At 39.4% G+C, this 16,421-nt stretch carries 16 protein-coding genes; all 16 read right to left on the bottom strand.

Annotated elements, in window-relative coordinates; all coding sequences use genetic code 11:
* A complete protein-coding gene (gene xerC, locus FJQ98_RS06060; protein WP_053594199.1) occupies positions 1-900 on the bottom strand; it encodes a tyrosine recombinase XerC in 900 nt (299 codons plus the stop codon).
* Between the two features lie 563 nt (positions 901-1,463).
* Complete coding sequence (gene trmFO / locus FJQ98_RS06055; protein ID WP_053594198.1) at positions 1,464-2,777, bottom strand: FADH(2)-oxidizing methylenetetrahydrofolate--tRNA-(uracil(54)-C(5))-methyltransferase TrmFO; 1,314 nt, start codon at positions 2,775-2,777, stop codon at positions 1,464-1,466.
* Between the two features lie 18 nt (positions 2,778-2,795).
* Complete coding sequence (gene topA / locus FJQ98_RS06050) at positions 2,796-4,874, bottom strand: type I DNA topoisomerase (protein ID WP_053594197.1); 2,079 nt, start codon at positions 4,872-4,874, stop codon at positions 2,796-2,798.
* Positions 4,875-4,966: 92 nt separating this feature from the next.
* Positions 4,967-5,863, bottom strand: a complete 897-nt coding sequence (gene dprA, locus FJQ98_RS06045) for a DNA-processing protein DprA (RefSeq protein WP_053594196.1) — start codon at positions 5,861-5,863, stop codon at positions 4,967-4,969.
* 416 nt (positions 5,864-6,279) lie between these two features.
* Positions 6,280-7,182, bottom strand: a complete 903-nt coding sequence (sucD, locus tag FJQ98_RS06040) for a succinate--CoA ligase subunit alpha (RefSeq protein ID WP_053594195.1) — start codon at positions 7,180-7,182, stop codon at positions 6,280-6,282.
* 17 nt (positions 7,183-7,199) lie between these two features.
* Entirely contained in the window at positions 7,200-8,360 is a 1,161-nt protein-coding gene (sucC, locus tag FJQ98_RS06035; protein ID WP_053594194.1) for an ADP-forming succinate--CoA ligase subunit beta, read from the bottom strand.
* Positions 8,361-8,522: 162 nt separating this feature from the next.
* Entirely contained in the window at positions 8,523-8,825 is a 303-nt protein-coding gene (locus FJQ98_RS06030) for an EscU/YscU/HrcU family type III secretion system export apparatus switch protein (protein WP_053594193.1), read from the bottom strand.
* Positions 8,822-10,714, bottom strand: coding sequence for a hypothetical protein (locus FJQ98_RS06025; protein ID WP_201406652.1), 1,893 nt, complete (start codon positions 10,712-10,714; stop codon positions 8,822-8,824). Before FJQ98_RS06025 ends, FJQ98_RS06030 begins: the two co-directional genes overlap by 4 nt.
* A 495-nt stretch (positions 10,715-11,209) precedes the next feature.
* Entirely contained in the window at positions 11,210-11,968 is a 759-nt protein-coding gene (locus FJQ98_RS06020) for a ribonuclease HII (protein WP_053594191.1), read from the bottom strand.
* Positions 11,969-12,218: 250 nt separating this feature from the next.
* A complete protein-coding gene (ylqF, locus tag FJQ98_RS06015) occupies positions 12,219-13,094 on the bottom strand; it encodes a ribosome biogenesis GTPase YlqF (RefSeq protein ID WP_053594190.1) in 876 nt (291 codons plus the stop codon).
* A gap of 55 nt (positions 13,095-13,149) precedes the next feature.
* Entirely contained in the window at positions 13,150-13,713 is a 564-nt protein-coding gene (gene lepB / locus FJQ98_RS06010; RefSeq protein ID WP_053594189.1) for a signal peptidase I, read from the bottom strand.
* Positions 13,714-13,819: 106 nt separating this feature from the next.
* Complete coding sequence (gene rplS / locus FJQ98_RS06005; RefSeq protein ID WP_053594188.1) at positions 13,820-14,164, bottom strand: 50S ribosomal protein L19; 345 nt, start codon at positions 14,162-14,164, stop codon at positions 13,820-13,822.
* A 126-nt stretch (positions 14,165-14,290) separates the two neighbouring features.
* Positions 14,291-15,019, bottom strand: coding sequence for a tRNA (guanosine(37)-N1)-methyltransferase TrmD (gene trmD, locus FJQ98_RS06000; RefSeq protein ID WP_053594555.1), 729 nt, complete (start codon positions 15,017-15,019; stop codon positions 14,291-14,293).
* Complete coding sequence (gene rimM, locus FJQ98_RS05995) at positions 15,019-15,534, bottom strand: ribosome maturation factor RimM (RefSeq protein WP_053594187.1); 516 nt, start codon at positions 15,532-15,534, stop codon at positions 15,019-15,021. Before rimM ends, trmD begins: the two co-directional genes overlap by 1 nt.
* Positions 15,535-15,886: 352 nt before the next feature.
* The gene (locus FJQ98_RS05990) at positions 15,887-16,120 is read right to left on the bottom strand and encodes a KH domain-containing protein (RefSeq protein WP_004269410.1); all 234 of its coding nucleotides are present in this window, start codon (positions 16,118-16,120) and stop codon (positions 15,887-15,889) included.
* A 15-nt stretch (positions 16,121-16,135) separates the two neighbouring features.
* On the bottom strand, positions 16,136-16,408 hold the full coding sequence (gene rpsP / locus FJQ98_RS05985) for a 30S ribosomal protein S16 (RefSeq protein WP_004269411.1): 273 nt from the start codon (positions 16,406-16,408) through the stop codon (positions 16,136-16,138).
* Positions 16,409-16,421 lie beyond the last annotated feature (13 nt).

The following is a 16,421-nucleotide window of genomic DNA, read 5'->3' as shown; positions in this document are numbered from 1 at the left end:
TTATGCCCTTGGATGAGCATTCATATATGTTTGACGAAGATGCTCTTTTGTTACATGTGTGTAAACTTGTGTAGAAGATAAATGTGCGTGGCCTAATAACTCCTGCACCGTACGTAAATCTGCGCCATTATTCAATAAATGTGTGGCAAAAGTATGGCGAAGCATATGTGGATATATTTTCGTATGGAGTGAGGCCTTGTCAATCATTTCAGTTAAAATATGACGTACACCTCGAGGAGTAAGTTCCCCACCGCGCATGTTGACAAACAATTGCTGATGACTTGTTTTTTTCATCAATCTCGGACGAGCTTGCTCTATGTAGTCCTGCATGGCTAGACTCGCAAATTGACCGAATGGAATAATACGTTCTTTTCGCCCTTTTCCCATTACCCTAATAATTGAATAGTGGAAATCTACATCTTCTACTTGAATCGAGGTAAGCTCACTTACACGAATACCTGTCGCATATAACAGCTCTAATAAAGCCGTATTTCTTAATGATTTCAAATCATCTCCAACATTCGCATCAAATAGCTGCTTCAATTCTTCTTCGTAGAAAAAGCTAGGTAAGCGTGATTCTTTTTTTGGATGATATAACGATCGAAACGCTCCATCATCTAATCCGTACTGTCTATTTAGAAAACGAAAAAAGGAGCGTATAGAGGAAATTTTTCTTGATACAGATGATCTCGCTCTTTTTTCATCGTACAACTTTGTTACATAGAGACGTGCATGTATATACTCAACACTAGCTAAATCATTTATGCCCTCCGCCTGTAAAAACGCTAAAAAATCTAGTAGATCTGATTCATATTCTCGCACTGTATGAACAGAGAAGTTCTTTTCAACCTGGATGTAAAGCATGAACTGTTCAAGTGCATCTTGGGACGAAACTAACATTAAAAGATTCACCACCAACGAATTATTGATAACCTTCTCAAATTACGGCTCATCACCATAATGTGGGGTTGATTTCCGCTCCGACTGGGCGCTTACTTGAGGGTGTCCGATGAGCCGCTTGGGCCAAAAAGGATGTTGGTCACGAAGCCATTATCACAGGATGTGATGCTTTTAGCCTTCGTTCCCCTACCGGCTCGCTCCAGGGTCTCATCTGTGACACTGATTCCCCAAGGAGTCGCCCAGTCTCCACTCCAACCAACTTATATACATAGCATACGTTTTTAATGTCATCCCCAACGTTTGGCGATGAGCCCAAATTACTTACACTTGCTATTAAAGGATGTACTATTTCGTTTATCCTCTTTAGTTTGTCGCTTTGGTATCGTTAATGAACATAAACATACATATTGACACTATACCTATCTTCATCATATGGCAAGTGAAAATGTTTATATTTTGAGAAAATCTCCATATAAAATAATAAAATACGTGTGAATAAGCATTTTGTCTACAAAAAAGAAAAAGCCTCTAAGAGTATATCAACTTTTAGAGGCTTTTTGCAATCAAATTGTTTGTGAATTCACAAAATTACGAATTGTATCCATTGCACGTGTAGCATGCATCTCTGCACGCTCTGGTTTCGAACGACGACCTGGTGGTAAATCTGGGAAAATTCCGAAGTTAACGTTCATTGGCTGGAAGTTTTTCGATTGCGCTTCTGTTATATAACGCGCCATACTTCCCAACGCCGTTTCAAATGGGAAGATAATCGGTTCTTGTCCTAAGACTAATCGAGCTGCATTAATGCCAGCAATTAATCCACTACCAGCGGACTCAACATATCCTTCGACACCTGTCATTTGACCAGCAAAGAAAATATTTTTTTGCTCACGAAGCTGATAAGTTTTCTCTAGAACTTTTGGAGAATTAATGAACGTATTTCTATGCATTACTCCATAACGAACGATTTCAACATTCTCTAATCCCGGGATTAGTTGCAATACTTCTTTCTGTGGCCCCCACTTTAGATGTGTTTGGAAGCCAACAATATTGTAAAGAGTACCCGCTGCATCGTCTTGACGTAATTGAACAACAGCATAAGGGCGTTTCCCTGTTTTCGGATCTTCTAGACCTACTGGCTTCATCGGTCCAAATAACATTGTTTTCTCCCCACGAGCAGCCATTACTTCTATAGGCATACAGCCCTCAAAGTAAATTTCCTTTTCAAATTCTTTTAATGGCACAACCTCTGCTTCAATTAACGCTTGACGGAAACGATCAAATTCTTCCTTTGTCATAGGACAGTTTAAATAAGCCGCTTCCCCTTTATCATAACGAGATTTTAAATAAACTTTATCCATATCAATGCTATCTTTTTCGATAATTGGTGCTGCTGCATCATAGAAATATAGATAATCTAAACCTGTTAAGCTCTGAATTTTTTCAGCTAAAGCTTTTGATGTTAATGGTCCTGTAGCAATAACTGTAATACCTGCTGGAATTTCTGTAACCTCTTCATGAATAACTTCCACAAGAGGATGATTTTTCACAGCATCTGTTACATAACCTGCAAATTCATGACGATCTACAGCTAAAGCTCCACCTGCTGGCACTGAGCAAGCATCTGCTGCTTTTATAATTACCGAATCTAACATCCGCATTTCTTCTTTAATGACACCCACTGCATTTGTTAACCCATTAGCTCGTAGTGAGTTTGAACAAACAAGCTCTGCAAATTTATCAGTATGGTGTGCAGGAGTTTGTTTAACTGGTCTCATTTCATACAGTCTAACCTTTACTCCACGCTTAGCAATTTGCCAAGCTGCTTCACTGCCTGCAAGACCTGCGCCTATTACATTTACTACTTGTTCAGTCATGTTCTTACCATCTTTCTATCATTGAATAGGTGCTTCTTCATAGTCACATTTCGTACACTGAATTTGCACACCTTTTTTTATTTTTTTCTCTACTAATAATGCACTACATTTCGGACACGGTCTGCTGATTGGCTTGTCCCATGAGACAAATTCACACTCAGGGTACTGATTGCAGCCATAGAATAAACGCTTTGTTTTACTCTTTCGTTCTACAATTTCGCCTGTTTCACAAGAAGGACATTTTACGCCAATAGGTTTCATAATAGCTTTTGTATTGCGGCAATCTGGGAAGTTTGAACAAGCCATAAATTTCCCATATCGTCCAAGCTTAAAGACCATCGGAGATCCACAAAGCTCACAATCCTCGCCAGCCGGTTCATCTTTTATAACAACCTTTTCCATAGCCTCATCTGCATATTTCACATGAACCTCAAAGTCCTTATAAAACTCATGCACAACTTCTTTCCACTGACGACCACCTTCTTCAATATCATCCAAATCTTGCTCCATTTGTGCTGTGAATTCGATATTTATGATATCAGGGAAAAACTCTAGTACGAGTTGGTGTACGATTTCTCCTAGCTCTGTCGGCATAAATCGTTTTGCATCTAATACGACATAGCCACGGCGCTGAATTGTATCGAGGGTCGGTGCATATGTGGACGGGCGCCCTATACCTAACTCTTCCATTGTTTTTACAAGACGCGCCTCTGAATAACGTGGTGGTGGCTGTGTAAAATGTTGCTTAGGTTCGATTTCAAGGGATTTTACTTGATCGCCAACTGCCATATCCGGTAGAAGCTTTGTTGTTTCTTCTGTTTGATCATCGGTACCCTCAATATATAGCTTCATAAAGCCTGCAAATTTAACTTGCGAGCCGTTTGCACGGAATAAAACATCACCATTTTGAAGGTCTACAGCAACTGTATCAAGTACAGCTGGTGCCATCTGACTTGCGATAAAGCGCTCCCATATTAAGCGGTATAAGCGCAATTGGTCACGACTAAGCACCGCTTTTAATTCTTCTGGAGCTCGCATTGTACTAGTTGGACGAATGGCCTCATGGGCGTCTTGTGCATTCGATGCTTTTTTAGTCTGCTTCGTCTCTGTGGAAATGTATTCTTTACCGTATTTCGATTCAATGTATGCCATTGCCTCTGTTTTCGCTGTATCCGAAATACGTGTTGAATCGGTACGCATATAAGTGATTAAACCGACTGTACCCTCTTTTTTACCAATATCAATACCTTCATATAATTGTTGTGCAAGCATCATCGTTTTCTTAGCACGGAAATTTAACTTACGTGCAGCCTCTTGCTGTAAAGAAGATGTAGTAAAAGCAGGTGCTGCATTTCGTTTACGTTCTTTTTTTGATACATTCACAACGTCAAAGTTTGTACCTTTAACATTTTTTAAAATAGATTTTACTTGTTCTTCATTTGTTAATTTAATTTTTTCTTTACCATCACCATAGTATAGTGCATCGAACGTTTTTTTACCTTTTTCAAAAGATCCTTCTATTGTCCAATATTCTTCTGGCTGGAAGTTTTTAATTTCATTTTCACGATCAATAATCATGCGTAGTGCTACAGATTGAACCCGTCCTGCTGATAATCCCTTTTTAACTTTTTTCCATAAAATCGGGCTAATGTTATAACCAACAAGTCTGTCCAATATACGTCTTGTTTGCTGCGCATCTACTAAATCCATGTTAATAGGACGTGGATTTTTAAAGGATTCTACAATCGCATCTTTTGTAATTTCGTTAAAAACGACACGACAATCTGAATTAATATCAATATTTAACGCAGTCGCAAGGTGCCAAGCAATTGCCTCTCCCTCGCGGTCTGGATCGGCCGCTAGAAAGACTTTCTTCACTTTTTTAGCCGCAGACTTTAGATCCTGTAAAACAGGCCCTTTACCACGAATAGTAATATATTTAGGTTCGTAATTATTTTCAGAACTAACGCCCATTTGGCTACGTGGTAAATCACGAACATGCCCGATTGACGCTTTCACCTTATATTTTTTCCCTAAATATCGTTCAATTGTTTTTGCTTTTGCTGGTGATTCTACAATCACTAAATAATCCGCCATCTATGTCTCCCCCTTAGCGAGGTCTATTGCTAATTTTTTTAAGTTACCTGTTGCAAAATGTATAACAGATTTTAAGATAATGCAACTTTTTTTCAATTTTTGTTAGAAAAGAGCGCAAGTGTTTCAACGATATCGTGACCATTACACACTGGAATAGCGCCTTCTAATAGTAATTTATTTGTGCCTTTTGATTGCTCCGCATCAATTGGTCCTGGTACAACAAATACATCTTTACCTTGCTCTAATGCGTATTCTGTTGTGATAAGCGTTCCACTTCTTAACGCAGCTTCTGTTACAACTAAAGCCTTGGACAGTCCACTAATTATTCGGTTACGCATTGGAAAATGCCATTTCTCAGGCTTCATATATGGAGGATACTCTGTGACAAGTAACTGATGCTCCGCCATATGCTCAGCGAGAGACTGGTTTTCCTTAGGGTATATATAATTAAAACCGTGACCAAGTACTGCAATTGTGGAACCACCAACTTTTAAAGTTGTCTCATGAGCTATCGTATCTGCCCCTCTTGCAAGCCCGCTCACAACTGTATATCCATGTTCTACAAGAGGTGGAACGATTAGATCCATCGCAGTCTTTGTATAAGCCGTAGCCTTTCTAGAGCCTATAATGGCTACTTGTTTTTCTTTCGTTAATATAGAACGCTGACCTTTCACATACAATACAGTAGGTGGACTGGATATTTCAAATAATTGCGCCGGATAAAAAGGATGATGAAAAGGTATGGGGAAAATAAGGGCCCGTTCATAGGCCTCTTCAAACGACAATGTCATAATTTGTCGAAAACTCCTAGAAATTCGCAAGGCTCTCTGCGATGATATTTGCAGTGCTTTTGCAATTTCATAAGGGGGCGCTTCTTCAAAATAACTGAATACATCCACAGGGGACAACAGTTGCTGAAGTTTCTGAAGTGGTAATGGGTATACATAATGTAAAGCTAGTAATCTCTGTGTATCGACTGAAAAAATCATTTAAAAGCCTCCTTTTATATAGAAGAAATTAAATGACCGCATTCCTTATCAATTATGCCTCGGCAAAATTGCGTCCGGAATCGGCTTTGTGCCTGCACAAAGAACTCCTTTCCGATTCCGTGACATCCGCAGGAGGCTTTGGGCCAACGTGATGTTGGTCACTCAGTCGTTGCCACAGGACGTGGCGCTCTTAGACTGAGTTCCTCTATTTAAACGGATGTTTGAAAAGTAACTTAAATCCGCATTCATCTCACCACCTATAGAGGTGGGAGACTTCTGCTGAAATAAGTTAAACTGAAGAAGTAGGAAGTAAGAAATCACATTTGCTTGAACATACTTCTATTAGAAGCAAGTTAAGCAGTGTCTAAATAAGGGAAAAGAAAAAGATGTAGCCACAATGTGCTACATCTTCCATTTTAATGGGTTTTACACTTTTCGTACAGCCCTTTTTCTTTGATTACTTTAATAAGCGTTTCACCAATAACAGATGGCGTCTCTGCTACTTCAATACCAGCAGCATTCATTGCCTTAATTTTCTCTGTTGCTGTCCCTTTACCACCAGAAATAATAGCACCAGCGTGACCCATACGTTTACCTGGAGGCGCTGTTTGCCCACCGATAAAGCCAACGACAGGTTTCGTCATATTCGCTTTAATCCACTCAGCCGCTTCTTCTTCAGCTGTACCTCCAATTTCCCCAATCATAACAACTGCATATGTTTCTGGATCGTTGTTAAACGCTTCCAAAACATCGATAAAGTTTGTACCATTGACAGGGTCTCCACCGATACCAACAGCTGTAGTTTGACCAATACCAGCTTGTGTTAATTGGTGCACAGCTTCATATGTTAATGTACCAGAGCGAGAAACAACTCCTACATGTCCTTTTGTATGAATATAACCAGGCATAATACCAATCTTACATTCATCTGCCGTAATGACACCTGGACAGTTTGGACCTACTAGGCGCGTCTTTTTACCTTCCATATAACGTTTAACCTTAACCATATCAAGGACAGGAATATGCTCAGTAATACAGATTGTTAATTCTAATTCAGCATCAACAGCCTCTAAAATAGCGTCTGCAGCAAATGGAGCAGGTACATAAATAACTGAAGTTGTCGCGCCTGTCGCAGCTACAGCTTCTGCTACAGTATTGAACACAGGTACTCCTTCGATTTCAAGACCACCTTTACCCGGTGTAACACCTGCTACAATTTTAGTACCATACTCAAGCATTTGCTTCGTATGGAAAAGCGCTGTTTCGCCCGTAATCCCTTGTACAATTACCTTCGTATCTTTGTTAATAAATACAGCCATTGTTCTCCCTGCCTTCCTTAGCCTACTAGTCCCACAATTTTTTGTGCACCGTCAGCCATTGAATCTGCTGCAACGATGTTTAAACCAGATGCATTTAAAATTTCTTTTCCAAGTTCTACATTTGTACCTTCTAAACGTACAACTAACGGCACAGCTAAGCCGATTTCTTTGGCAGCTGTTACAACACCCTCAGCGATAATGTTACATTTCATAATTCCGCCAAAAATGTTAACAAAAATGCCTTTTACATGTGGATCAGAAAGGATAATTTTGAAAGCTTCTGTTACTTTTTCAGCTGTTGCACCGCCACCTACATCTAGGAAGTTAGCGGGGCTTCCGCCATAATAGCTAATTGTGTCCATTGTAGCCATAGCAAGACCAGCTCCATTAACCATACAGCCAATGTTGCCATCTAGTGAAATATAGCTAAGGTCATATTTTGATGCTTCGATTTCCTTTGGATCTTCTTCATCAAAATCACGTAATTCGACAATATCTTTATGACGATACAACCCATTTGCATCGAAATTAAATTTAGCATCTAATGCTAAAACTTCGCCTTGTCCAGTTACAACAAGTGGATTAATTTCTACAATCGAAGCATCTTTGTCGATAAACGCTTGATATAAGCCTAACATTAATTTAACAGCTTTCCCTACTAGGTTTGCTGGAATATTCATATTAAACGCCATGCGACGTGCCTGGAAGCCTGTTAACCCAACAACAGGATCCACAACTTCTTTGAAGATTTTTTCTGGATGTGCTTCTGCTACTTCTTCAATATCCATGCCGCCCTCTTCAGATCCCATCATTGTTACACGGGATGTTGCGCGGTCTAATACTAAGCTTAAATAGTATTCTTTTTGAATATCAGAACCCTCTTCAATATATAAGCGTTTTACTTCTTTTCCCTCAGGACCTGTTTGATGAGTCACTAAAATTTTACCTAATAATTCTTTTGCATATGTACGCACCTCGTCAAGGTTTTTAGCGATTTTTACACCACCTGCTTTACCGCGTCCACCTGCATGAATTTGCGCCTTGACTACTGTTACATTAGAGCCAAGTTCCTTCGCTACTTTCACTGCTTCATCAGGGGAAAAAGCAACTTTTCCATTTGGTACAGCTACACCATACTTTTTAAGAATCTCTTTCCCTTGATATTCATGGATATTCATAATACATCCTCCCATCAAACATTTGCATAAATTGTTTTACTAACATAATCTATTCTAACTAAAGATTCTGATAAAGTCTACACTTTGTCTTTTGTTCATTTTTTATCTTTTTATATGACACTTTCTTCTACTTCGTGTACTAAAAACAGAGTTTTACGAAAATCAGAATTCTTTGTTTTTTCTATATTTTTGCGCATGTTGTTGATCTAATCGATATATAAATGCAAAAACCTCAGCGACAGCTTCGTACAATTCTTCTGGAATTGACTCATTTAAATCTAATTGTCCAAGTAATTGAACAAGGTTAGGATCCTCATAAATCGGGACATCGTGCTCATTCGCGCGTGCTAATATATTTTCTGCTATTTTCCCTTTTCCTTTTGCTACGACTGTTGGACTATCAAAACGTCCTAACTTATACGTGAGAGCGATAGCCTCTTTTCGAGTAAATTTTTCTTCACTCATATGCGAAAATCCACCCCACTATGTTCCTCCTGCTGTTCTACTACAGGGGTTTTTTCAGGTTGGGATTTTTCAAATTGTTTAATAAAAACGCCTGAAAGTTGATACTCTTTTTCAGCTAGGCCTATTTTTAATGCCGCTTTTAGTGGTTCTGCAAGCGGAATAATATCATTATTTTCGTTAAATACTGTCACAGAAACTACACGATTTTGAACCTGCATATCAATAACCGTTTCTTTCATAGATTCCATTTGTAAATAAAATAATATACGCGCGTAATTGGCATCAATTTTACCGTCTTCCTTCATGCGTCCATTCCACTGTAATGTTGCATCCATTTTCTTGCCGAAGAATTCCAATGGTACTTGCATAATAAGCTGATGCTGATGGCCATTCTCCCCTGATGCTAGCTGCATGCCGTTCATACGCGCCATTAACATTTCGGCAGCTTCCTTCAGCTGCGGAGTAACATGTGTTTCCTGCAATAATGTATGTAGCTGAGGTTTTATTTGATGTGCAATCTGCTGTAAATCTGCTGACTTATTACTAAGTGTCGCTTCATAGCTAACTCCTAGATTTTTTAATACCGTTTTAAGTGCATGTTCCATTGCTTTACTGTCCATAGAATTTTGTACATGAGCATCTGCTTGCGTAACAATCTGCTGAATCATTGATAGCGGGGATTCAACACTATTTTTCATAAGACTTCGCATGAATGCTTCGTTTTGTATTGGAGAAGTTGCTTCATGCTTTAAAAGCGATAATAAATGGTCCTTCACTGAAAGAGCATTGGCGTCTTGTGTAAACAAACGCTCCGAAGAATTTTCTGCAAACGCTTTTATAAGTTGTTCTTGCATCTGTTTAGCAAAAACCTCTAGCGTTTGTTTAGTTGCTGGTAGCTGATTAAATCTATCGATTAGTTGATTTAATGGCTGTTTTTGTTCATTGGTTAACAGGCTTTGATTTGCTGTCCATGTTTTAAGCTGGTCAACAAGCTGATTTGTATTGTCAGATTTTGTCGATAGAATTGTTTGTATAACCTCTCCTGCCTGTTGAAGTTGATTTGGCTGGACAGGCTTTACACCATTGAGACTTGACCAGTTTTGTAGGGTTGCCTGCTGAGGTAATACCCCTGCATCCTTTAACATATTCATGGCCTGAATCTTATCACTCATAGAAGCCATATTATTAGTTAATATTTGTACGGACTTGGCAAGCACTAAACCACCTGTTTCTGCTTCAAAAGGCTTTGCAATTGCCTGTATTTGTTGCATTAGGTTTTGCTTGAGGTTCTCTGGTAAAGCTGTATCTTTAGCTAAAAGCTGTGCGAAGTTTTCCATCACGGAAATCATGCCGCTAGTTTTTTGTCCACTAATAAGCGCTTGAAAAACGTCATTTGTCATAGGCATTTTAAGCTCCACCATTTTTTGAATGGCTTGTAGAGCATCTAGTTTAGTAATGCCATCTGGTAATGCCTTCATCCACATTTCTGCCTGCGTCAGTTGCTCCTTTGAAATCGGTAGCTGTGCTTTCATAAAATGGGCAAGAAGCTGTTGCATTTCAGCCGTCTTTGGTAAATTCATCGATTCAAGTAACTGATTAATTTGTTGACTCTGGGATGCCGTTTGCGCCATAGGACCCGTAACAACTTTTAGTTCTGTTTGTGGGTTTATACCAGTTACTTGAAAGAAATGGGCGTCACCTGCTTTTAGTGGCACTTCGAGTTTAGCAATAAACTTCTGATGACCAACTTGTATCTCTGCCGTTTGATCTGGATATAATTGTTTAATCGTTCCATGAAATACTTGTCCTTGTTTTAAAGCAAGTGGCTGATTAGTTGAGGTTACCGCAGCTTGTTGCATTTGAATCGGATTAAAAGATGTGGCTGTCATATACGTACTCCTTTCATCAATTACTCCTTGGCGTAATTGGCGTCTATTTTTTATTTGGCTCACCACCATCACGTGGGGTGATTTCCGTTCCGCCTGGGCCTTTGCCGCTGACGTTTCGCTTTCGCGCAGAGCAGAGCTTCCTAGGGGCGTCCGATGAGCCGCTTGGGCCAACAGATGTTTTTTGCGCGAAAGCGTAGTGCTAACGTAGCGGCAGCAGAGGGTTTTGTATGTGCGAAAGCGTAGCGACAGCAACAGCACGATGTTGGTCACGAAGGCGTTATCACAGGACGTGATGCTTTTAGCCTTCGTTCCTCTGATGGCTCGCTCCAGGGTCTCATCTGTGACGCTGATCCCCAAGGAGTCGCCCAGTCGGAACGAAGATCAACTTAACCACATGATATACGTTTTAACTAATGCCATTCCTAACTTTGGCGGAGAGCCTTTTATTTTTAGTATGCTATTTGCTGTCGCTACATAAAACATTTGTGAAAGAAGTTAAAGCATTGACTTTATCGGCTCAAACGACTTGCGATGATGGCTCGTTGGGCCGAATTCTTCAAGTGCTTTTAAATGTTGCTTTGTACCATATCCTGCATGCTGAGCAAAACCATACATAGGGAATTCGTTGTCCAATTGATCCATATAATCATCTCGAGCCGTTTTCGCTAATATCGATGCAGCTGCAATAGCTAAGCTTTTCGCATCCCCTTTAATAATTGAATCCTGTGGAATAGAGATTGGCAGTGTCATAGCATCAACTAGCACATAATTAGGCTTAATAGATAACGATTCTACACTTGTCTTCATCGATTGTTTTGTCGCTTCGTAGATATTTAATTCATCAATTTGTTGCGCTGATTGGAAATGGATAAAATAACTTAATGCATGTTCTTTTATTAAAGCAGCATAGGCATTGCGTTTATCCTTTGATAATTGCTTTGAATCATTTAATCCGACAAGAACCTCGCAGTTTGAGGGTAAAATAACAGCAGCAGTTACTACTGGTCCTGCTAAAGGTCCACGTCCTGCTTCATCTACCCCTGCAATGAAGACTTCTTTTCCTCCGTAGCTTTGATCGAAATCAACTTTCGTTTGATGTTCCTGCAGTAGCTGTTGTTTTTTATCTTGGCGCTTTTTCCAGCTTAGCCAAGCCTTTTGCACACCCGCACGTTCATCACTCTCTACTCCTACCATCCAGTCCTGCCATTCCTCCGCTTCCTTCAAAGCTGTAGTGATTTCTTTAATCGTTTTCATCTATTTACTCCCAAATCGTTAATTTTAAGTTCTAGTACGTTTTTCGTTTCTTTCAAGCTAAGGATTCACCTTAACGCTTTTGCGCTTTCCACAATATGTACTTGAATGCACATTCATTTCAGAAGGACGCTAATCCCAAAATAATTATAACTTCTTTTTCATGCTCTATATCCTATATCGGCAAGAAGACGTATTCCTAAAAGAAAAACTGTCACGCTCACGATTTATGACGTGAGTATGACAGTTTTCATTATTGCTGCTCTGTTTCTTTTTCAAGTTGTTCGTCAACAAAATCAAATGTTAGTTTACCTAATTGTAAACCACGAATATCTCGAACGATTAGTTGAGCTACTTGATCATAATCGATTTCTCCACCAGGACCGAACACACGACGAAGTTTACCGATATGGTCGAAAGTCTCAACTAAATCTTCATGTACAAACTGGAAGCCATAGCGTTCTTCCATTCGTGCCGGATAATGAATGGATAAAAAGCGTAGACCATATACAGCTAAATCCTCCATATTTGTTATAGTATCCTTTATAGCTCCTGTTAAGGCTAATTTGTAACCTACTTCCTGATCTTCAAACTTCGGCCATAAAATACCTGGTGTATCGAGTAATTCAAGCTCCTTACCAACCTTTATCCATTGCTGAGCCTTAGTTACCCCTGGAGTATTCCCTGTTTTTGCGATATTTTTCTTCGCTAGTCGGTTAATCAGCGTTGATTTCCCTACGTTTGGAATTCCAACAATCATTGCGCGAATGGCTCTTGGCTTCATCCCACGCGCCTTCATACGCTCAAATTTTTCTTTTAATATTTCTTGGGCAGCCTTTGTAACCTGCTGTAATCCTTTACCTTCAAGAGAATTAATTGCTACTGCCTTATGACCACGTTGTGCAAAGTACTCTACCCACTTACGTGTTTCCTGCTCATCTGCCATATCTGCCTTATTTAAGATAAGGAGACGCGGTTTTTGATTGATCACTTCGTCTATCATCGGATTACGCGAAGATAGAGGTAAACGTGCATCTATTAATTCAAAAATAATATCAACGAGCTTTAATTTTTCTGTTACTTCTCTTCGGGCCTTCGCCATATGCCCTGGAAACCATTGTATAGTCATATCTATACCTCCTAAACTAAAAGAAAAAGGGAGTGTTAGCCCTCCCTTTCAAGTATTACTTTACAATTTTAATATCACTAAACGGCCAGAAAATCAGACTTGTATTACCAATAATCTCTTTTTGATCGACGATACCAATATCACGACTGTCCCTACTGTATCGACGATTGTCTCCCATAACGAAAACATAGCCCTCTGGAATTACATCGAGTTTTACATCAATGTCTTTTAATGTAAAATCCTCTGTTAATGTACCTTCTGTAATTTGTGATTTGTAGGCATCTAAATAAGGCTCATCTAGCGGTTCACCGTTAATGTATAATTGATCATTTTTATATTCCAATGTATCTCCTGGTAGTCCAATAACACGTTTAATATAGTTTTTCTGCTCTGGAGCGTGAAACACAACAATATCAAAGCGTTTTGGTTCACCTATTTTATAACCAATTTTATTCACGATCATACGGTCACCATCTTCAAGGGTTGGCATCATGGACTCGCCATCTACTGCAATGGGTGTAAATAAAAAATAACGAATAATTGCTGCAATCGCAAATGCAATTAGAAGTGCCTTAGTCCATTCCCATAGTTCATTCTTTTCCTTCACTTGTTTTTCCATCGAGATTTGCCCCCTTGTCTATCCTCATTTTAGATGATAGTTATTTAAGATGACAAGCAAAAAGAAAAGGAGCTTGTTGCACAAGCCCCTCACTTTTAAATCATAATTATCGAATTTCTTTAATACGAGCAGCTTTACCACGTAAGTTACGTAGGTAGTAAAGTTTAGCACGACGTACTTTACCACGACGTACAACTTCTAAGTTAGCGATTTTTGGTGTGTGTACAGGGAATGTACGTTCAACACCTACACCATAAGAAATTTTACGAACTGTGAAAGTTTCGCTAATTCCGCCACCACGACGTTTAATTACTACACCTTCGTATACTTGGATACGTTCACGAGTACCCTCTACTACTTTCACGTGTACCTTAACAGTATCACCAGGACGGAAAGTTGGTAGATCAGTGCGAAGCTGAGCTTTTGTAATTTCTGCAATAATGTTTGACATTGTTTTCTCTCCTTAGACAGATGCTCTTGCACGCAATCTATGCCACAGCGGAACATCGTAATTCAGTACTTCACATAGAAGTACAGAATAGATGTTATCACAAATGTAGATAGCAATCAAGCATCTTTATTGTTGTTTTTCAAGTTTTTCTACATACAATTTTTGCTTATCGGTTAACGGATAATTCTCGAGTAGATCTGGACGACGTTCGAATGTTCTTTTCAAAGATTCTTCCTCACGCCATTGCTCAATCTTTGCATGATTACCCGATAGTAAAATATCAGGTACTTTCATTCCACGAAATTCAGCAGGTCGTGTATAATGTGGGTGCTCTAAAAGACCTGTTGAGAACGAATCTTGTATATGGGAATCCTCTTGTCCTAAAACCCCCGGCAGAAGTCGTACAACGCTATCTATAACCGTCATAGCCCCTAGCTCTCCACCAGTTAATACGAAATCTCCAATTGAAATCTCGTCTGTAACAAGATGCTGACGAATGCGTTCATCATAACCTTCATAATGACCACATAAAAATACTAGTTCTTTTTCTTGCGCTAGCTCTTCTGCCTTTTTTTGAGTAAAACGCTCACCTTGTGGACACATCAAAATGATACGAGGATTTCTTCCTTCAGTAATGGACTCGACAGCGCTAAACATCGGCTCTGGTTTTAATACCATTCCCGCGCCACCACCATACGGATAATCGTCTACTTGATTATGCTTGTTACCCGAAAATCCACGAATATCAGTTACTTCTAGCTTTACAGCACCTTTTTCCTGTGCTTTCTTTAATATGGATGCACCAAAGACGCCTGCAAACATATCAGGAAATAAACTTAACACATGAATATTCATCATAGCAGGCCTTCCATTACGTGTATCACAATTTTCTTCTCATCAACATCAATTTCCTTGACGATGTCTTCGATATACGGGATATAATGTTCTTTTTTAGCGCCCTTGACTACCCAAACATCATTTGCTCCTGTTTGAAGAATGTCGGTCACTGCTCCGATTGTTTCGCCTTCTTCAGAAACAATTGTACAGCCAATTATTTCATGGAAGAAAAATTCATTTTCCTCTAATAAATTATCTGACATTTGATCTTTCGTAACTTTGAGCATGCCTTCTTTGAAAGGCTCAACCAAGTTGATGTTATGCATTCCTTCAAAAGTTAATAAAATAAAGTTTTTATGACGACGCACTGATTCAATTGTTACCCACGTTGGCTTTTTATCGTCTTTTTTAAACGCCGCAAGCTTATTTCCTACTGCGAAGCGCTCTTCTTCAAAATCTGTTGTTGATAATATACGCACCTCACCACGAATACCATGCGTATTGACAATACGACCTACATTAAACCATTCCATTCAAATCTCACCTCGTATAAAAATGCTAAACAAGCTCATCCCCGTCAAGCTACTAGCTAGCCAGATCAAAAAGTAACCTTTCTCTCACCTTTCACCTACAAAAGCAGTTTAACTTTTGGTGGACGGTGTTATAGCTAAGACGTTGACCAGTCTTCCTCAATGTCATTATGTTCAATTACCTCTCAAAATAATTATGATAATGAAAAAAGGAAGGAACCGGCAAGCTCCTTCCTTTTAGTCCAGATTTTACGCTTTACCTCAGAGCCACTTTGAATTCCTAAGCGCATTTAAACATACCGATCAGGACTCTCCAGTGCTTGTTGCATGTAAAAGAGCGTGAAAATCTTTTCTATCAATCCAATATATCGACGTAGGTCTTTTTTTGATGGTGACTACCCGCCGCTGAATAAACAATTGTACGAATCGCTTTCGCTACTCGCCCTTGTTTGCCTATGACTTTCCCTCGATCCTCTGGATGAACAAAAAGTTTATAAACAATTCGATTTGCATTTTCATCCGTCTCTATACGAACTTCTTCTGGATAATCGACTAACGGTAAAACGATTGCTTCAATCAGCTGCTTCAAAGACGTCGCCCCCGATTATTTACTGAATTTTTGGTTATGGAATTTTTCCATGATACCTTGTTCTGAGAACAAGTTACGCACTGTATCTGATGGTTTTGCACCGTCAGCTAACCATTTAAGAGCTTTCTCTTCATCGATGTTTACAGTAGCTGGTTGAGTTAGTGGGTTGTAAGTACCAACTGTTTCGATTTGACGACCGTCACGTGGTGAACGAGCGTCTGCAACTACGATACGATAGAAAGGAGATTTTTTAGCTCCCATACGTTTTAAGCGAATTTTAACTGCCATTTTAATAGCACCT

The organism is Lysinibacillus agricola, from assembly GCF_016638705.1.
GTDB lineage: Bacteria > Bacillota > Bacilli > Bacillales_A > Planococcaceae > Lysinibacillus > Lysinibacillus agricola.
Note: the sequence above shows the minus strand (reverse complement) of the source record. Positions and strands in the feature narration are given on the sequence as shown.

Bases quoted from the DNA above. Each gene is read 5' to 3' on its own strand.
- sucD (WP_053594195.1), bottom strand. From the start codon at position 7,182: ATGGCTGTATTTATTAACAAAGATACGAAGGTAATTGTACAAGGGATT.
- topA (WP_053594197.1), bottom strand. From the start codon at position 4,874: ATGGCGGATTATTTAGTGATTGTAGAATCACCAGCAAAAGCAAAAACA.
- rimM (WP_053594187.1), bottom strand. From the start codon at position 15,534: ATGGAATGGTTTAATGTAGGTCGTATTGTCAATACGCATGGTATTCGT.
- trmFO (WP_053594198.1), bottom strand. From the start codon at position 2,777: ATGACTGAACAAGTAGTAAATGTAATAGGCGCAGGTCTTGCAGGCAGT.
- FJQ98_RS06020 (WP_053594191.1), bottom strand. From the start codon at position 11,968: ATGAAAACGATTAAAGAAATCACTACAGCTTTGAAGGAAGCGGAGGAA.
- lepB (WP_053594189.1), bottom strand. From the start codon at position 13,713: ATGGAAAAACAAGTGAAGGAAAAGAATGAACTATGGGAATGGACTAAG.
- FJQ98_RS06025 (WP_201406652.1), bottom strand. From the start codon at position 10,714: ATGACAGCCACATCTTTTAATCCGATTCAAATGCAACAAGCTGCGGTA.
- dprA (WP_053594196.1), bottom strand. From the start codon at position 5,863: ATGATTTTTTCAGTCGATACACAGAGATTACTAGCTTTACATTATGTA.
- rpsP (WP_004269411.1), bottom strand. From the start codon at position 16,408: ATGGCAGTTAAAATTCGCTTAAAACGTATGGGAGCTAAAAAATCTCCT.
- FJQ98_RS06030 (WP_053594193.1), bottom strand. From the start codon at position 8,825: ATGAGTGAAGAAAAATTTACTCGAAAAGAGGCTATCGCTCTCACGTAT.
- rplS (WP_053594188.1), bottom strand. From the start codon at position 14,164: ATGTCAAACATTATTGCAGAAATTACAAAAGCTCAGCTTCGCACTGAT.
- sucC (WP_053594194.1), bottom strand. From the start codon at position 8,360: ATGAATATCCATGAATATCAAGGGAAAGAGATTCTTAAAAAGTATGGT.
- ylqF (WP_053594190.1), bottom strand. From the start codon at position 13,094: ATGACTATACAATGGTTTCCAGGGCATATGGCGAAGGCCCGAAGAGAA.
- xerC (WP_053594199.1), bottom strand. From the start codon at position 900: ATGTTAGTTTCGTCCCAAGATGCACTTGAACAGTTCATGCTTTACATC.
- trmD (WP_053594555.1), bottom strand. From the start codon at position 15,019: ATGAATATTCATGTGTTAAGTTTATTTCCTGATATGTTTGCAGGCGTC.